Genomic DNA, 15,972 nt, shown 5'->3' on the forward strand with positions numbered 1-15,972 from the left:
CGCCAGGTGTGCCCCCGCCCTCTCCGGTGCACCATGACTGCATGCTGCTTGCCCGGTTGGCCCAGGTGTCCCGGGAGGTCGCCGAGACGTCGGCGCGGTCCCGCAAGACCGCCCTGCTCGCGGAGTTGTTCCGGGAGGCGGAGGCGGCGGACGTGCCGGTCGTCATCCCCTACCTGGCGGGACGCCTCCCGCAGGGCAGGATCGGCGTCGGCTGGAAGGTGCTGGGCCGCGAGGTGACGCCGGCCGCCGAGCCGTCGCTCACCGTGCGCGACGTGGACGCCCGGCTCACCCACCTCGCCTCGGTGACCGGCACCGGTTCGCAGGCCGAGCGGGCGCGGCTGGTCGGCGAGCTGATGGGCGCGGCCACCGGGGACGAGCAGCGCTTCCTGATCGGGCTGCTGACCGGCGAGGTCCGGCAGGGTGCCCTGGACGCGGCCGCGGTCGAGGGCCTGGCCGCGGCGACGGACGCGCCCCCGGCGGACGTACGCCGGGCGGTGATGCTCGCGGGCTCCCTGCAGACGGTGGCCGAGGCCCTGCTCGCGGAGGGGCCCGGCGCCCTGGAGGGGTTCCGGCTCACCGTGGGCCGGCCCGTGCTGCCGATGCTGGCGCACAGCGCCTCCTCGGTCGCCGAGGCGGTCGGCAAGCTGGGCACGTGCGCGGTCGAGGAGAAACTGGACGGCATCCGCGTCCAGGTGCACCGCGACGGCGACACCGTCCGCCTCTACACCCGCACCCTGGACGACATCACCGACCGGCTCCCCGAGGTCACAGGGGCGGCCCTCGCGCTGCCGGGCGAGCGGTTCGTCCTGGACGGCGAGGTGATCTCCCTGGACGCGAGCGGACGTCCCCGGTCGTTCCAGGAGACCGCCGGGCGGGTCGGCTCCCGCACGGACGTGGCGACGGCGTCGCGGGCGGTACCCGTCTCCGTGGTGTTCTTCGACGCGCTGTCCGTCGACGGCCGCGACCTGCTCGACCTGCCGCTGACCGAGCGGCACGCCGCGCTGGCCCGGCTGGTCCCCGAGCCCGCGCGGGTGCGGCGCGCGCTGGTGGGCGGGCCGGAGGACACGCCGGCCGCCGAGGAGTTCCTCGCCGAGACGCTGCGGCGCGGCCACGAGGGCGTCGTCGTCAAGGGACTCGACGCCGGCTACAGCGCGGGCCGCCGCGGCGCGTCCTGGCTGAAGGTCAAGCCCGTCCACACGCTCGACCTGGTCGTGCTGGCCGCCGAGTGGGGCCACGGCCGCCGCACCGGCAGGCTGTCCAACCTCCACCTGGGCGCCCGCACGGCCGACGGCTCCTTCGCGATGCTCGGCAAGACCTTCAAGGGCATGACGGACGCGCTGCTGGCCTGGCAGACCGAGCGCCTCGGGCAGCTGGCCGTCGAGGAACACCCCTGGGGCGTTACCGTACGCCCCGAACTCGTCGTCGAGATCGCCTACGACGGCCTCCAGCGCTCCACCCGCTACCCGGCCGGCGTCACCCTCCGCTTCGCCCGCGTGGTCCGCTACCGCGAGGACAAACGCCCCGAGGACGCGGACACCGTGGACACCCTGCTCGCCGCCCACCCGGGCGTCGCCCCGTGAGGCGCAGCGCGGGCCTGCTGCTGCACCGCCGCGGCCCCGGAGCGGAACTCGAGGTGCTCCTCGGGCACATGGGCGGCCCGTTCTACGCCCGCCGCGAGGCCGGCGCGTGGACGGTCCCCAAGGGCGAGTACGACCCCGCGGAACCGGCCTGGGACGCGGCCCGGCGGGAGTTCCGGGAGGAGCTGGGGCTGCCGCCGCCCGAAGGCGCCGCCGTCCCGCTGGGCGAGGTGCGGCAGGCGGGCGGGAAGGTCGTCACGGTCTGGGCCGTCGAGGCCGACCTCGACCCGGCGACGGTCGTACCCGGCACCTTCCGCATGGAGTGGCCGCCGCGGTCGGGCCGGACCCAGGAGTTCCCCGAGCTGGACCGGGTCGCCTGGTTCCCGGTGGAGCGGGCGCGCGAGGTGATCGTGACGGCACAGGCCGCGTTTCTCGACCGGCTGGCTGAGCACTCGCACTGACAAGAGGCGACGCGGTGCGGAAAGCCCGCACCGGACCCGTCCGCGTTGCGGCACCCCGCACCACGCGCCAGGGTCGAAGCACGAGCCACCACCCAGGGAGGTCGGTCATGCCCATCGCGACGGTGAATCCGGCGAACGGCGAGACGCTCAGGACGTACGAGGCCATGGGCGAGGAGGAGATCGAGCGCCGGATCCAGCTCGCGGAGGCCACCTTCCGCACGTACCGGACGACGGCGCTCGACGAGCGCGCCCGGCTCATGCACCGGGCCGCCGATCTCCTGGAGGCGGACCAGGAGGAGATCGGCAGGGTCATCACGACCGAGATGGGCAAGCCGGTCAAGCAGGCCCGCGCGGAGGCCGCCAAGTGCGCCAAGACGATGCGCTGGTACGCCGAACACGCGGCCTCCCTGCTCGCCGACGAGGAGCCCGCGGAGTCCGACGTGAAGGACTCCGGCGCATCCCGGGCCCTGGTCCGCTACCGGCCGCTGGGCCCGGTGCTGGCGGTGATGCCGTGGAACTTCCCGCTCTGGCAGGTGATCCGGTTCGCGGCGCCCGCGCTGATGGCGGGCAACGTGGGGCTGCTCAAGCACGCCTCGAACGTGCCGCAGACCGCCCTGTACCTGGAGGAGCTGTTCCACCGGGCGGGCTTCCCCGAGGGCTGCTTCCAGACCCTGCTCATCGGCTCGGCGGAGGTGGACGGCATCCTGCGCGACGAGCGGGTGCGGGCCGCCACCCTCACCGGCAGCGAGCCGGCCGGGCGCGCCGTCGCCGCCACGTCCGGGGAGATGATCAAGAAGACGGTGCTGGAGCTGGGCGGCAGCGACCCCTTCGTCGTCATGCCGTCCGCCGACGTGGACCGGGCCGCCGAGGTCGCCGTCACCGCGCGCACACAGAACGCCGGGCAGTCCTGCATCGCCGCCAAGCGGTTCATCGTGCACACGGACGTGTACGACGCGTTCGTGGAACGCTTCACCGCGGGCATGAGGGCGCTGAAGGTCGGCGACCCGCTGGACGAGGAGACCGAGGTCGGGCCGCTCTCCAGCGAGCAGGGCCTGAACGACGTGATGGAACTGGTCGACGACGCGAAGCGGGCCGGCGCGACGGTGCTGTGCGGTGGCGAACGCCCCGAGGGCCCTGGCTGGTACTACCCGCCGACCGTGCTGGCCGACGTGACGCGCGAGATGCGCATCCACCGCGAGGAGGCCTTCGGCCCCGTAGCCACGCTGTACCGGGTGGCGGACCTGGACGAGGCGGTGCTGATCGCCAACGACTCGGACTTCGGGCTCAGTTCCAACGTGTGGACCCGCGACGACGCCGACGTGGACCGCTTCGTACGGGATCTGGAGGCGGGCGGCGTGTACGTCAACGGGATGACCGCGTCCCATCCGGCGTTCCCGTTCGGCGGGGTCAAGCGGTCGGGCTACGGGCGTGAGCTGTCCGGGCACGGAATCCGGGAGTTCTGCAACATCACCACGGTATGGCACGGAGCGTGAGCCTTCCGCGACTACGATCCCCTTTGTGAACCGCGAAGTGACCCTGCCTCTGATCGTCGACGACCGCGGCACCCTGCAGGTCGCCGCGTCCGACGTGAGCAAGCTGCTGCGCACGGTGGGTGGGCGGTGGCTGCGGCTGGTGGAGGCGGGCGAGGTGACTCTGGACGAGGACACGGTCGCGGCGCTCACCATCGAGCTGGCCAAGCTGGCCGACCGGATCGACGTGGCGTGCATCGCCCACAGCAGCGGCCCGTCCTCCTGACGGCGCTCCCCGGAGCGGACCGGCCCGGCGGGAGATCGCCGGGCTCCGGCCCGCCCCGCGGGCACTACCGGATCGGCACCCCCGCCAGCGTCCGCGCGATGACGAGCCGCTGGATCTCGCTCGTCCCCTCGAAGATGGTGTAGATCGCGGCGTCCCGGTGCATCCGCTCCACGGGGTACTCGCGCGTGTACCCGTTGCCGCCCAGGATCTGGACCGCCTGCGCGGTCACCTTCTTCGCCGTCTCGCTCGCGAACAGCTTGGACATCGACCCCTCGGCCGCCGTGAACGGCTTGCCGTTGATCGCCATCCAGGAGGCCCGCCACACCAGCAGCCGGGCCGCGTCGATGGAGGTCCGCATGTCGGCGAGCTGGAAGGCGACGCCCTGGTTGTCGATGATCGGCCGTCCGAACTGCTCACGGGTGCGGGCGTACTCCAGCGCCTCCTCGTACGCCGCGCGGGCGGTGCCCACCGCCATGGCGCCGACGGCCGGACGCGAGGCCTCGAAGGTGGCCATCGCCGCGTTCTTGACGCGCTCGCCGCCCTTCTTGGCCTTCTCCCGGGCCCGGGCCAGGCGCGCGTCCAGCTTCTCCTTGCCGCCGAGCAGGCAGGACCCGGGGACGCGGACGTTCTCCAGGACGACCTCGGCCGTGTGCGAGGCACGGATGCCGTGCTTCTTGAACTTCTGGCCCTGGGACAGACCGGGGGTGGCCGGCGGCACGATGAAGGAGGCATGGCCCTTGGAGCCCAGTTCCGGGTCCACGACCGCGACGACGACGTGGACGTTGGCGATGCCGCCGTTGGTCGCCCAGGTCTTGGTGCCGTTGAGGACCCACTCGTCCTTGGCCTCGTCGTACACGGCGCGGGTGCGCATGGCGGCCACGTCGGAGCCCGCGTCCGGCTCGGAGGAGCAGAAGGCGGCGACCTTCACGTCGTTCGCGTCGCCGTACATCTGGGGGATCCAGGTGCCGATCTGCTCCTCGGTGCCGTTGGCGAGGACACCGACGGCGGCGAGGCCGGTCCCGACGATGGACAGGGCGATGCCGGCGTCGCCCCAGAACAGCTCCTCCATGGCCATGGGGATGCCGAGGCCGGTGGAGTCGAAGTACTGCTGGGCGTAGAAGTCGAGGGAGTAGATGCCGACCTTGGCGGCCTCCTGGATGACCGGCCAGGGAGTCTCCTCACGCTCGTCCCATTCGGCGGCCGCGGGGCGGATGACGTCGGCCGCGAAGCCGTGCAGCCAGTCCCGGACCTCCTTCTGTTCGTCGCTCAGCTCCATGGTGAACTCGGCCATGTCCCCTCCAGTGACCCACGTGCGTGTTACTTGCGGTAACCCGAGTCTGTTACCGGTCGGTAGGAAAAGTCAACTCCCGAGGCCCCGTCGCCCTCCCGTTCGATGCCGGGCGCCCCGTGGGTGTTAGTTTGCGACGGCGTCACCGAAACAGCACGGGTGGGGAGAGCACATGGACACCACACAGCGGACCGACCAGCAGCGGTCCGCCGACCGCAGACGGCGCGAGCTGCTCGAGGCCGCCGACCGGGTGGTGCTGCGCGACGGTCCACAGGCCTCGATGAACGCCATCGCCGCCGAGGCCGGCATCACCAAGCCGATCCTCTACCGCCACTTCGGGGACAAGGGCGGACTGTACGCCGCCCTCGCCGTCCGGCACACCGACGCCCTCCTCGCCTCGCTGCGCGCCGCCCTGGACGCCCCGGCGGAGCGGCGGCAACGCGTCGAGGCCACCCTGGACACCTATCTGGCGGCCATCGAGGCACGCCCGCAGGTGTACCGCTTCCTGATGCATCCGGCGGAGGGCATCGCCACCCCGGCCGACCAGGGCGACCAGGGTTTCGACGTCGGCAAGCACTCGGCCCCGCTGCTGCGCCGGATGGGCGAGGAACTGGCCCAGGTCATCGAGGAACGCCTCGACGTCGGCCCCGGCACCCAGCAGTTGGCCCGGGTGTGGGGGCACGGCATCGTCGGCATGATGCACGCCGCGGGCGACTGGTGGCTGGGCGAACGCCCCTGCTCCCGGGCGGAGTTGGTGAGCACCCTGGCCGACCTGCTGTGGGGCCGGCTGGCGGCCGCCGGGGACAAGGCGGGCGGGCCCGGCTTCTGACGGCCCCCCGGCCCGCGCGCTCCGCCGGCCCCGCGCGCGCTCAGCGGTGCCAGGTGGCGCGCGCCACCTGCCGCGCGAGCCGCCGGTGCCGCCATCCCGACAGGCGCTCGGAGTACACCCTCCCCTCCAGGTGATCGCACTCGTGCTGGAGACACCGCGCGAAGAACCCGGTGCCGCGCACGCTGACGGGCTCTCCGGTCACCGTGACTCCCGTCACGACGGCCTCGTCGTACCGCTCGGTCCCGGCCTCCAGACCCGGCAGCGACAGACAGCCCTCCGGCCCGCGCACCACCACCCCGCCGGTCTCGACGAGCCGCGGGTTCACCAGGTGGCCGAGGTGGCGCTCGCCCTCGTCGTCCGGGCAGTCGTAGACGAAGACGCGCAGCCCGGTGCCGGTCTGGTTCGCGGCCAGGCCCACGCCGTGGGCGGCGTACATGGTCGCGAACAAGTCCTCCACGAGCCCCGAGAGTTCCGGACCGAAGTCCGTCACCTCCTCGCACGGGGTGTGCAGGACGGGATCGCCGAGGAGGCCGAGGGGACGGACGCGCCCGTGGGCGCCCGGGATGGAGCCGTGTCGCATGGCGGCAAGAGTAAGGTCCCTGTGTCCCCCGGCGGGTCGCGCCCACCGCCGGAGCCCCGTGGCCGGTGCCGCGATTCGGGAGTGCGAACGGATCTCGATAGGCTGAGGTCCACACCACGTGGCCGTCAGGCTTCAGGCGCGGCGCGTACGCAAGGAGGATCGAGAACTGATGGCAGGCAACTCGGACCCGCTCTCGCCCCGGGCCAAGATCGCCGTGACCGCGGGCAAGGCGGTCGCGGCGGCTTCGCGCGCCGCGGGGCGCGGCAGTGGTTCGGTGATCGGCGGCAAGGTCGCGCTGAGACTCGATCCGGACCTCCTCGCCCGGCTCGCCCAGCACCTGGACGTGACCCTGGTCTCGGCGACCAACGGCAAGACCACCACCACCCGGCTGATCGCCGAGGCCCTGCGCGCGGCGGGACCGGTCGTGTCCAACGCGCTCGGCGCCAACATGCCGGCCGGCATCACCTCGGCCCTCGCGGCCGGCGCGGACGCCCGCTACGGCGTCATCGAGGTCGACGAGAAATACCTCGTCGGCGTCGCCCAGGCCACCGAGCCGAAGTGCATCGCGCTCCTCAACCTCTCCCGCGACCAGCTCGACCGCGCCGCGGAGACCCGCATGCTCGCCGAGAACTGGCGCGAGGGCCTGACCGGCTCGAAGGCCGTGGTCGTCGCCAACGCCGACGACCCGCTGGTGGTGTGGGCGGCGTCCTCCTCCCCCAACGTGATCTGGGTCGCCGCCGGCCAGATGTGGAAGGACGACGCCTGGTCCTGCCCGGCGTGCGGCGGCGTGATGCAGCGTCCCGGCGACGACTGGTTCTGCGGCGAGTGCGGCTTCCGCCGCCCCACGCCGAGCTGGGCGCTCTCCGGCGACCACGTCCTCGACCCGCACGGCTCCGCCTGGCCGATCCACCTCCAGCTGCCGGGCCGCGCCAACAAGGCCAACGCCGCCTCCTCGGCCGCCGTCGCCGCCGTCTTCGGCGTGCCGCCGCAGGTCGCCCTGGAGCGCATGTACCAGGTGCAGGCGGTCGCCGGACGCTACGACGTGGTGCAGTTCCAGGGCCGCGACCTGCGTCTGCTGCTCGCCAAGAACCCGGCGGGCTGGCTGGAGACCTTCTCCCTGATCGACCCGCCGCCCACGCCGGTGATCCTCTCGGTGAACGCACGCGGGGCCGACGGCACCGACACCTCCTGGCTGTGGGACGTGGACTACACCCGGCTGACCGGCCACCCGATCTGCGTGATCGGCGACCGCAAGCTGGACCTCGCGGTGCGCCTTGAGGTCGCCAACCAGCAGTTCCAGGTGTGCGAGGACCTCGACCAGGCGGTGCAGATGTGCCCGCCCGGCCGCATCGAGGTCATCGCCAACTACACCGCCTTCCAGGACCTGCGCCGCCGCGTCGGCAACTGACCGCGAGACTTCAGGGGACTTTCGTGAGCGACAACCAACTGCGGATCGTCTGGATCTACCCGGACCTGCTCAGCACGTACGGCGACCAGGGCAACGCCCTCGTGGTGGAGCGCCGGGCCCGCCAGCGCGGCCTCGACGTGGCCCGGCTCGACGTACGCAGCGACCAGCAGATCCCGACCTCCGGCGACATCTACCTGATCGGCGGCGGCGAGGACCGTCCGCAGCGGCTCGCCGCCGAGCGGCTGCGCCGCGACGGCGGCCTGCACCGGGCCGTGGAGAACGGCGCGATCGTGTTCTCCGTCTGCGCCGGCTACCAGATCCTGGGCCACGAGTTCATCAACGACCTGGGCCAGCGGGAGCCGGGCCTCGGACTGCTCGACGTGGTCTCGACGCGCGGCGAGGGCGCCCGCTGCGTCGGCGACGTCCTCGCCGACATCGACCCGCGCCTCGGGCTGCCGCCCCTGACCGGCTTCGAGAACCACCAGGGCGTCACCCACCTCGGCCCCACCGCGCGCCCGCTCTCCCAGGTCCGCTTCGGCAACGGCAACGGCACGGGCGACGGCACCGAGGGCGCGTACAACGACACGGTCTTCGGTACGTACATGCACGGCCCGGTGCTGGCGCGCAACCCGCAGATCGCGGACCTGCTGCTCAAGCTGGCCCTCGACGTGAACGCGCTGCCGCCGACGGACGACCGCTGGTACGAGGCGCTCCGCAACGAGCGCATCGCCGCGGCGCAGCAGCCTGCCTGACCCTCCTCGGCAGGCCCGTCTGATGGGTCATCCGCACAGGTGAGCGGAGAGGTCCAGTAGGCGGACGCGTGGTTCGGTCCCGGCCCCCGATGCCGCTAGGGTGGCGGGGATCGAGCCGGACAGCGCGGTCCGGACCCGTGCCACGTTTGAGAAGGTATTTCGGGCTATGCGCATTGGTGTCCTCACGTCCGGCGGCGACTGCCCCGGCCTGAACGCCGTCATCCGGTCCGTCGTGCACCGCGCCGTCGTCGACCACGGCGACGAGGTCATCGGCTTCCGGGACGGCTGGAAGGGCCTCCTGGAGTGCGACTACCTGAAGCTCGACCTCGACGCGGTGGGCGGCATCCTGGCCCGCGGCGGCACCATCCTCGGCTCCTCCCGGGTCCGCCCCGAGCACCTGCGGGACGGCGTGGAGCGCGCCCGCGGCCACGTCGAGGAACTCGGCCTGGACGCGATCATCCCGATCGGCGGCGAGGGCACCCTGAAGGCGGCCCGCCTGCTGTCGGACAACGGCCTGCCCATCGTCGGCGTGCCCAAGACCATCGACAACGACATAGCGGTCACCGATGTGACGTTCGGCTTCGACACCGCCGTGACCGTGGCGACCGAGGCCCTGGACCGGCTGAAGACCACCGCCGAGTCCCATCAGCGGGTGCTGATCGTGGAGGTCATGGGCCGTCACACCGGCTGGATCGCGCTGCACTCGGGCATGGCGGCCGGCGCCCACGCCGTGGTCGTCCCGGAGCGGCCCTTCGACATCGACGAGTTGACCGCGAAGGTCGGCGAGCGTTTCTCGGCGGGCAAGCGGTTCGCGATCGTGGTGGCCGCGGAGGGTGCCAAGCCGAAGGCGGGCACCATGGACTTCGACGAGGGCGGCAAGGACGTCTACGGGCACGAGCGCTTCGCCGGGATCGCCCGTCAGCTCTCCATCGAGCTGGAGGAGCGGCTCGGCAAGGAGGCCCGGCCCGTGATCCTCGGACACGTCCAGCGCGGGGGGACACCGACGGCGTACGACCGGGTGCTGGCGACGCGGTTCGGGTGGCACGCGGTGGAGGCCGTGCACCGCGGGGAGTTCGGCATGATGACGGCCCTGCGCGGGACGGACATCGCGATGGTGCCGCTCGCCGACGCGGTCGAGGCGTTGAAGACGGTGCCGGACGAGCGGTACGCGGAGGCGGAGTGCGTGCTCTGATTGCCGGGCGCCGCTGAGAGCTCGGGTCCGTCGGTTCGTCGCGGGCTGCGGGTCGTGTGTGGTTGCTCGCGCAGTTCCCCGCGCCCCTGAAGGGCGCTCAACGCCCCCGGTGACTTGAGTCGCCGGGGGCGGTTCTAGTCTTGCTTCGGACAGACGGCGTTCAACCCCCACGAATCAGGAGCCGGCGGATGGATCACAGCGGGCACGGCATGACGATGGATCTGCCGCCGTTCACGCTGGGGCGAGGGCTCGCCTGGTCGGCGGACCCGTTCTTCCTGATCGCCTGCCTGCTGGGACTGGCGCTGTACGGCTGGGGTGTGGCACGGCTGGTGCGGCGCGGTGACAAGTGGCCGGTCGGCCGGACCGTGGCCTTCGTCACCGGCGTGCTGAGCATCGTGCTCATGATGTGCACCAAGCTCAACGACTACGGCATGGTCATGTTCAGCGTGCACATGGTGCAGCACATGATCATCAGCATGGTCTCGCCGATCCTGATCCTGCTCGGCGCCCCGATCACGCTGGCCCTGCGCGCGCTGCCGCCGGCGGCCCGCGGCAGCAAGGGCCCCCGCGAGCTGCTGCTGATGCTGCTGCACAGCCGCTACATGCGGATCGTCACGCACGCCGCGTTCACCATCCCGCTGTTCATCGCCAGCCTGTACGCCCTGTACTTCACGCCTCTCTTCGACTTCCTGATGGGCTCCCGGACCGGGCACATCGCGATGATGGTGCACTTCCTCGCCGTCGGGCTGGTGTTCTTCTGGCCGATCATGGGCGTGGATCCGGGCCCGCACCGGCCCGGCTACCTGATGCGCATGCTGGAGCTGTTCGCGGGCATGCCGTTCCACGCGTTCTTCGGCATCGCGCTGATGATGGGATCGTCGCCGATGGTGAAGACGTTCGAGAACCCGCCCGCGTCGCTCGGCATCGACGCGCTCTCCGACCAGAACGCGGCGGGCGGCATCGCCTGGGCCTTCAGCGAGGTCCCGTCCGTGCTGGTCCTGCTCGCCCTGGTCTTCCAGTGGTACGCCTCCGAGCAGCGCCAGGCCCGCCGTACCGACCGGGCCGCCGAACGGGACGGCGACAAGGAGCTGGCGGCCTACAACGCCTACCTGGCCTCGCTGAACGCACGCGGCGGCTGACACGGATCCGGTCCGTATCCGGCCTTCCGTGCCCTGTCCGGGCGGAACCGGGGCACCATGGAAGGCAACGGACCACGAGGAGGGTGTTGCGATGCCCGGTTCCACGGACAGTTCGACGAAGACCATGGGGGCGCTCACCATCGGCGGCCTCGTCGCGGTGACGGCCTACACGGTGGCGCTCGGCAGCAACGGCTGGCTGTGGTTCGGCTGGGTCGTGCTGGGACTCATCACCCTGGGGATGGTGGCCACCCGCAGCGCCTGAGCGGGCGGAGCGCCCCCTCACTCGCGGCCCAGCCGGCCCGCCGAGTGCACGCCCGGCTGGTACTTCGGCAGCCGGACGGTGATCTTCATGCCCGCGCCGACGGCCGTCTCGATGACGAGGCCGTGGTCGTCTCCGTAGACCTGGCGGAGGCGGTCGTCGACGTTGGACAGCCCGATGCCGCCCGACGGGCTGACCTCGCGCGCGAGGATGCGGCGCAGCAGGCCCGGGTCCATGCCGGCGCCGTCGTCCTCGATGACGACCAGGGCCTCGGCGCCCGCGTCCTGAGCGGTGATCTGGATGCGGCAGCGGTCCGCCTTGCCCTCCAGACCGTGCTTGACGGCGTTCTCGACGAGCGGCTGGAGGCACAGGAAGGGCAGGGCGACCGGCAGCACCTCGGGGGCGACCTGGAGGGTGACGGCGAGGCGGTCGCCGAAGCGGGCCCGCACCAGCGCCAGGTAGTGGTCGATGGCGTGCAGCTCGTCGGCGAGGGTGGTGAAGTCGCCGTGCCGCCGGAACGAGTAGCGGGTGAAGTCGGCGAACTCCAGCAGCAGCTCCCGGGCCCGCTCGGGATCGGTGCGGACGAAGGACGCGATCACCGCGAGCGAGTTGAAGATGAAGTGCGGGGAGATCTGCGCCCGCAGCGCCTTGATCTCGGCCTCGATGAGCCGGGTGCGGGACTGGTCGAGGTCGGCCAGCTCCAGCTGGACGGAGACCCAGCGGGCGACCTCCCCGGCGGCCCGGACCAGGACGGCGGACTCGCGGGGCGCGCAGGCGACCAGGGCGCCGTGCACCCGGTCGTCGACGGTGAGCGGGGCGACCACCGCCCAGCGCACCGAACAGTCGGGGATGTCGCAGGTCAGCGGGAACGCCTCGCCGCGGCCGGTCTCCAGCGGCCCGGCGAGGCGTTCCATGATCTCCGTGCGGTGATGGCCGCCCACACCCTCCCAGACCAGGACCTCCTTGAGGTCGGTCAGGCACAGCGCGTCCGTGCCGAGCAGGGAGCGCAGCTTGCGGGCGGACTTGCCGGCGGTCTCCTCGGTCAGGCCCGCCCGCAGCGGGGGCGTGGCCAGGGACGCGGTGTGCAGGGTCTGGAAGGTGGCGTGCTCGACCGGGGTGCCCAGACCGCCGAGGCTCTGCGGGCGGGCGGTGCGCCGCCCCAGCCAGAAGCCCGCCGCCAGCAGGGGCAGCAGGGCCACGGCGAGGCCCGCCAGGAACCCGCCCAGGGAGCCGCTCACGGCGTCACCTCCCCGCGCGGCGCCTGATGACCGCCCGAGGGCGGACCGCCGGTCAGTGCGTCCGCCGGGCGGCCCTCCCCGCGCAGCTCCTGGGCGCCCAGCTCCTCCGGCAGGTGGAAGCGGGCCAGGATCGCCGCCGTCCCGGCCGGTACCCGGCCCGGCGTGGCCAGGGAGACCAGCACCATGGTGAGGAAGCCCAGCGGCACCGACCAGAGCGCCGGCCAGGCCAGCAGGGCGTGCAGCGCCCCGCCGCCGCCCGGGAAGCCGCCCATGGTGGCGGCGACGGCGAGCAGGGCGGAGCCGCCGCCCACCAGCATCCCCGCCGCGGCGCCGGGCGGGGTCAGCCGGCGCCACCAGATGCCGAGGACGAGCAGCGGGCAGAAGGACGAGGCCGACACGGCGAAGGCGAGGCCCACGGCGTCGGCGACGGGCAGTCCGCCGACCAGCGCGCTCGCCGCCAGCGGCACGGCCATGGCGAGGAGGGTGCCGAGACGGAAGTGCGGCACGCCCCGGGACGGCAGCACGTCCTGGGTGAGGACACCCGCGACGGCCATGGTCAGCCCCGAGGCGGTGGACAGGAACGCGGCGAAGGCGCCGCCCGCGACCAGCGCGCCGAGCAGGTCGCCGCCCACTCCCCCGACGACCCGGTCGGGCAGCAGCAGGACGGCTGCGTCGGCGTCGCCGGTGAGGGTCAGCTCGGGGGCGTAGAGGCGGCCCAGGGCGCCGTAGACGGGCGGCAGCAGGTAGAAGGCGCCGATCAGGCCGAGCACGGCGACGGTGGTGCGGCGGGCGGCGACGCCGTGCGGGCTGGTGTAGAAGCGCACCACGACGTGCGGCAGGCCCATGGTGCCCAGGAAGGTGGCGAGGATCAGGCCGTACGTGGCGTACAGCGGGCGTTCCGTGCGGCTCTCGGCGCGGGAGGGCGACAGGGCGTCGTCGGCGCCGCGTCCGGCGGCCGGGACCGGGGTGTCCTTGGCGAAGGTGAGGCGGGTGCCGGCCTCGATGCGGTGGGTGCCGGTGGGCAGGCCCAGCCGGGTGCCGTCGTGGGCGCGGCCGTCCACGGTGCCGTCGACGGTGACGGTCAGCGGGCCGTCGAGCTTGAGGGTGAGGCTGTCGTCGACCCGCACGGAGCGCTGCTCGCGGAAGGTGGCCGGTTCCTCGAAGGCGCGGCCGGGCGCGCCGTCGCCCTGCCAGGCGAGCACCAGGAAGAGGGCGGGGACGAGCAGGGCGGTGAGTTTCAGCCAGTACTGGAAGGCCTGGACGAAGGTGATGCTGCGCATGCCGCCGGCGGCGACCACTCCGGTGACGACGACGGCGACGATCACCCCGCCGAGCCAGTCGGGGGCGCCGCTGAGCACGGTGAGGGTCAGCCCGGCGCCCTGGAGCTGGGGCAGCAGGTACAGCCAGCCGACACCGACCACGAAGGCGCCCGCGAGCCGCCGCACCCCCTGGGAGGCGAGCCGCGCCTCGGCGAAGTCGGGCAGCGTGTAGGCGCCGGAGCGGCGCAGCGGGGCCGCGACGAAGAGCAGCAGGACCAGGTAGCCGGCGGTGTAGCCGACCGGGTACCAGAGCATGTCGGGGCCCTGGACGAGGACCAGGCCGGCGATGCCGAGGAAGGAGGCGGCGGAGAGGTACTCACCGCTGATGGCGGCGGCGTTCAGGCGCGGGCCGACGGTGCGGGAGGCGACGTAGAAGTCGGAGGTGGTGCGGGAGATGCGCAGGCCGAAGGCGCCGACCAGGACGGTGGCCACGACGACCAGGGCGACCGCGGGTATGGCGTAGCTGGAGTTCATCGGTCCTCGACGAGGCGCACGAAGTCCCGTTCGTTGCGCTCGGCGCGGCGCACGTACCAGCGGGCGAGGAGGACCAGCGGGGCGTACAGGCCGAAGCCGAGGACGGCCCATTCCAGCCGGCGGGCGTCGGGCAGTGCCGCGAAGAGCAGGGGCAGCGGTCCGACGAGGAGGCCGAGGACCGCGAGGGCGGTGAGGCCGGCCCGCAGCTGGCTGCGCATGAGGGAGCGGACGTAGGTGTGGCCGAGGGTGGTCTGCTCGTCGATCTCGGTGCGCGGGCGGTAGTAGCCGGAGGCCCGTCGGCTGCGCCTGGGCGGGCCGGTGACGGTGACGCGGCGCTCGCCGGGGTCCTGGGGCACGGTCACGGCCTCCGCATGAGCAGGTCCCGCAGCTCGCGGGCGTGGCGGCGGCTGACCTGGAGTTCCTCGGTGCCGACCAGGACGCTGACGGTGCCGGCGTCCAGGCGGAGTTCGCCGATGTGGCGCAGGGCGACGAGGTGACGGCGGTGGATGCGGACGAAGCCGCGGGCCCGCCAGCGTTCCTCCAGTGTGGACAGCGGGATGCGGACGAGGTGGCTGCCCCTGTCTGTGTGCAGGCGGGCGTAGTCGCCCTGGGCCTCGGCGTGGGTGATGTCGTCGACGGGGACGAAGCGGGCGACGCCGCCGAGTTCCACGGTGATGTGGTCGGGGTCGGGTTCGTGGACGGGTATCCGCGGTGAGGGGGGCGTCGCGCCGCGCTGCTCGACGGCGCGGCGCACCGCCTCGGCGAGCCGTTCCCGGCGCACGGGCTTGAGGACGTAGTCGACCGCCTCCAGGTCGAAGGCCTGCACGGCGAAGTCCTCGTGCGCGGTGACGAACACGATCAGCGGAGGCCGCGCGAACCCGGTCAGCAGCCGGGCGAGGTCCAGTCCGTCGAGGCCGGGCATCTGGATGTCGAGGAAGACGACGTCGATGGCGTCCGGCCCGTCGGGGCCCGACTCCAGCGCCCGGTTGATGCGGCGCAGCGCCTCGGTCGCGTCGCTCGCGCCCTCCGCCGCGCCGATGCGGGGATCGGCGTTGAGGAGGTACACGAGTTCTTCGAGCGTGGGGCGTTCGTCGTCGACAGCGAGGGCGCGCAGCATGAGGCTGGAGTGTAGGAGTAATCCGTACGCCTGCACACGGGCCGGGCGTGGACGTATCCGCTGGATACAGTGCCCGCATGAACAGCAGGCCCACTCCGTTCGACGAACTCGACCGCAAGATCGTCACCGCCCTGATGACGAACGCCAGGACGTCCTTCGCCGAGATCGGCGCGGAGATCGGGCTCTCCTCGACGGCGGTCAAGCGCCGGGTGGACCGGCTGCGCGAGACCGGTGTGATCACCGGGTTCACGGCGACGGTGCGGCCCGCCGCCCTGGGCTGGCGCACGGAGGCGTACGTGGAGGTGTACTGCGAGGGGGCGGCGCCGCCGCGGCGGCTGGCGGAGGTCGTGCGGGGCTATCCGGAGATCAGGGCGGCGATGACGGTGACCGGCGGCGCGGACGCCCTGCTGCACGTGCGGGCGCGGGACGTGGAGCACTTCGAGGAGGTGCTGGAGCGGATCCGTGCGGAGCCGTTCATCCGGAAGACGATCAGCGTGATGGTGCTGTCCCACCTGATCCCGGACAGTCCGGAGGCGGGCGCGGGCCTGCTGGCTCCGGAGGGCGCAGCAGACGTGCGCTGACCT

The 15,972-nt window shown here is 72.8% G+C and carries 17 protein-coding genes; 11 read left to right on the forward strand and 6 right to left on the reverse strand.

What is annotated here, in order from left to right; translation table 11 throughout:
* The first annotated feature begins 41 nt into the window (after nucleotides 1–41).
* The 4 genes from DMH12_RS07855 to DMH12_RS07870 all read left to right on the forward strand — a co-directional run bounded on the left by DMH12_RS07855 (nucleotide 42) and on the right by DMH12_RS07870 (nucleotide 3,793).
* Nucleotides 42–1,580, forward strand: a complete 1,539-nt coding sequence (locus DMH12_RS07855; RefSeq protein ID WP_125490833.1) for an ATP-dependent DNA ligase — start codon at nucleotides 42–44, stop codon at nucleotides 1,578–1,580.
* Nucleotides 1,577–2,038 carry an NUDIX domain-containing protein gene (locus DMH12_RS07860; protein WP_125490834.1) on the forward strand — a complete coding sequence of 154 codons (462 nt, stop codon included), beginning with the start codon at nucleotides 1,577–1,579 and terminating at the stop codon, nucleotides 2,036–2,038. Before DMH12_RS07855 ends, DMH12_RS07860 begins: the two co-directional genes overlap by 4 nt.
* Nucleotides 2,039–2,145: 107 nt before the next feature.
* Nucleotides 2,146–3,531 carry an NADP-dependent succinic semialdehyde dehydrogenase gene (locus DMH12_RS07865; protein ID WP_125490835.1) on the forward strand — a complete coding sequence of 462 codons (1,386 nt, stop codon included), beginning with the start codon at nucleotides 2,146–2,148 and terminating at the stop codon, nucleotides 3,529–3,531.
* Nucleotides 3,532–3,556: 25 nt separating this feature from the next.
* A complete protein-coding gene (locus tag DMH12_RS07870) occupies nucleotides 3,557–3,793 on the forward strand; it encodes a DUF6213 family protein (RefSeq protein ID WP_185832197.1) in 237 nt (78 codons plus the stop codon).
* Nucleotides 3,794–3,857: 64 nt separating this feature from the next.
* Here DMH12_RS07870 and DMH12_RS07875 read toward each other — a convergent pair whose 3' ends face one another.
* Nucleotides 3,858–5,084, reverse strand: coding sequence for an acyl-CoA dehydrogenase family protein (locus DMH12_RS07875; RefSeq protein ID WP_125490836.1), 1,227 nt, complete (start codon nucleotides 5,082–5,084; stop codon nucleotides 3,858–3,860).
* A 169-nt stretch (nucleotides 5,085–5,253) separates the two neighbouring features.
* Between DMH12_RS07875 and DMH12_RS07880 the strand changes: the two genes are divergently transcribed.
* Nucleotides 5,254–5,910, forward strand: a complete 657-nt coding sequence (locus DMH12_RS07880) for a TetR family transcriptional regulator (RefSeq protein WP_125490837.1) — start codon at nucleotides 5,254–5,256, stop codon at nucleotides 5,908–5,910.
* Between the two features lie 40 nt (nucleotides 5,911–5,950).
* On the opposite strand, the gene def is transcribed toward DMH12_RS07880, so the two are convergent.
* The gene (def, locus tag DMH12_RS07885; protein ID WP_125490838.1) at nucleotides 5,951–6,490 is read right to left on the reverse strand and encodes a peptide deformylase; all 540 of its coding nucleotides are present in this window, start codon (nucleotides 6,488–6,490) and stop codon (nucleotides 5,951–5,953) included.
* A 169-nt stretch (nucleotides 6,491–6,659) separates the two neighbouring features.
* On the opposite strand from def, the gene DMH12_RS07890 reads away from it, so the two are divergent.
* The 5 genes from DMH12_RS07890 (at nucleotide 6,660) to DMH12_RS07910 (ending at nucleotide 11,243) form a co-directional block, all read left to right on the forward strand.
* Nucleotides 6,660–7,898: a MurT ligase domain-containing protein gene (locus DMH12_RS07890; RefSeq protein ID WP_125490839.1), complete on the forward strand. Its 1,239-nt coding sequence runs from the start codon at nucleotides 6,660–6,662 to the stop codon at nucleotides 7,896–7,898.
* 23 nt (nucleotides 7,899–7,921) lie between these two features.
* Nucleotides 7,922–8,650, forward strand: coding sequence for a type 1 glutamine amidotransferase (locus tag DMH12_RS07895; RefSeq protein ID WP_122620892.1), 729 nt, complete (start codon nucleotides 7,922–7,924; stop codon nucleotides 8,648–8,650).
* A 166-nt stretch (nucleotides 8,651–8,816) separates the two neighbouring features.
* Nucleotides 8,817–9,842: a 6-phosphofructokinase gene (locus tag DMH12_RS07900; protein ID WP_125490840.1), complete on the forward strand. Its 1,026-nt coding sequence runs from the start codon at nucleotides 8,817–8,819 to the stop codon at nucleotides 9,840–9,842.
* Nucleotides 9,843–10,030: 188 nt separating this feature from the next.
* Entirely contained in the window at nucleotides 10,031–10,981 is a 951-nt protein-coding gene (locus tag DMH12_RS07905) for a cytochrome c oxidase assembly protein (RefSeq protein ID WP_125490841.1), read from the forward strand.
* Nucleotides 10,982–11,072: 91 nt separating this feature from the next.
* Nucleotides 11,073–11,243, forward strand: a complete 171-nt coding sequence (locus tag DMH12_RS07910) for a hypothetical protein (RefSeq protein WP_107291848.1) — start codon at nucleotides 11,073–11,075, stop codon at nucleotides 11,241–11,243.
* 17 nt (nucleotides 11,244–11,260) lie between these two features.
* Here the strand turns inward: DMH12_RS07910 and DMH12_RS07915 are convergent, their stop codons facing one another.
* From DMH12_RS07915 to DMH12_RS07930, 4 genes are read right to left on the reverse strand one after another with little or no spacing between them, the layout of a single operon-like run.
* On the reverse strand, nucleotides 11,261–12,466 hold the full coding sequence (locus tag DMH12_RS07915; RefSeq protein WP_185832200.1) for a sensor histidine kinase: 1,206 nt from the start codon (nucleotides 12,464–12,466) through the stop codon (nucleotides 11,261–11,263).
* Between the two features lie 8 nt (nucleotides 12,467–12,474).
* The gene (locus tag DMH12_RS07920; RefSeq protein ID WP_125490843.1) at nucleotides 12,475–14,271 is read right to left on the reverse strand and encodes a cation acetate symporter; all 1,797 of its coding nucleotides are present in this window, start codon (nucleotides 14,269–14,271) and stop codon (nucleotides 12,475–12,477) included.
* Nucleotides 14,268–14,627: a hypothetical protein gene (locus DMH12_RS07925; RefSeq protein WP_125490891.1), complete on the reverse strand. Its 360-nt coding sequence runs from the start codon at nucleotides 14,625–14,627 to the stop codon at nucleotides 14,268–14,270. The genes DMH12_RS07920 and DMH12_RS07925 overlap by 4 nt, the downstream gene beginning before the upstream one ends.
* 2 nt (nucleotides 14,628–14,629) lie before the next feature.
* A complete protein-coding gene (locus tag DMH12_RS07930) occupies nucleotides 14,630–15,388 on the reverse strand; it encodes a LytTR family DNA-binding domain-containing protein (RefSeq protein WP_125490844.1) in 759 nt (252 codons plus the stop codon).
* Between the two features lie 77 nt (nucleotides 15,389–15,465).
* Here DMH12_RS07930 and DMH12_RS07935 point away from each other — a divergent pair, with 77 nt between their 5' ends.
* Nucleotides 15,466–15,969, forward strand: a complete 504-nt coding sequence (locus tag DMH12_RS07935) for an Lrp/AsnC family transcriptional regulator (protein WP_122620898.1) — start codon at nucleotides 15,466–15,468, stop codon at nucleotides 15,967–15,969.
* Nucleotides 15,970–15,972 lie beyond the last annotated feature (3 nt).

This window comes from Streptomyces sp. WAC 04229 (assembly GCF_003947455.1).
Lineage (GTDB): Bacteria > Actinomycetota > Actinomycetes > Streptomycetales > Streptomycetaceae > Streptomyces.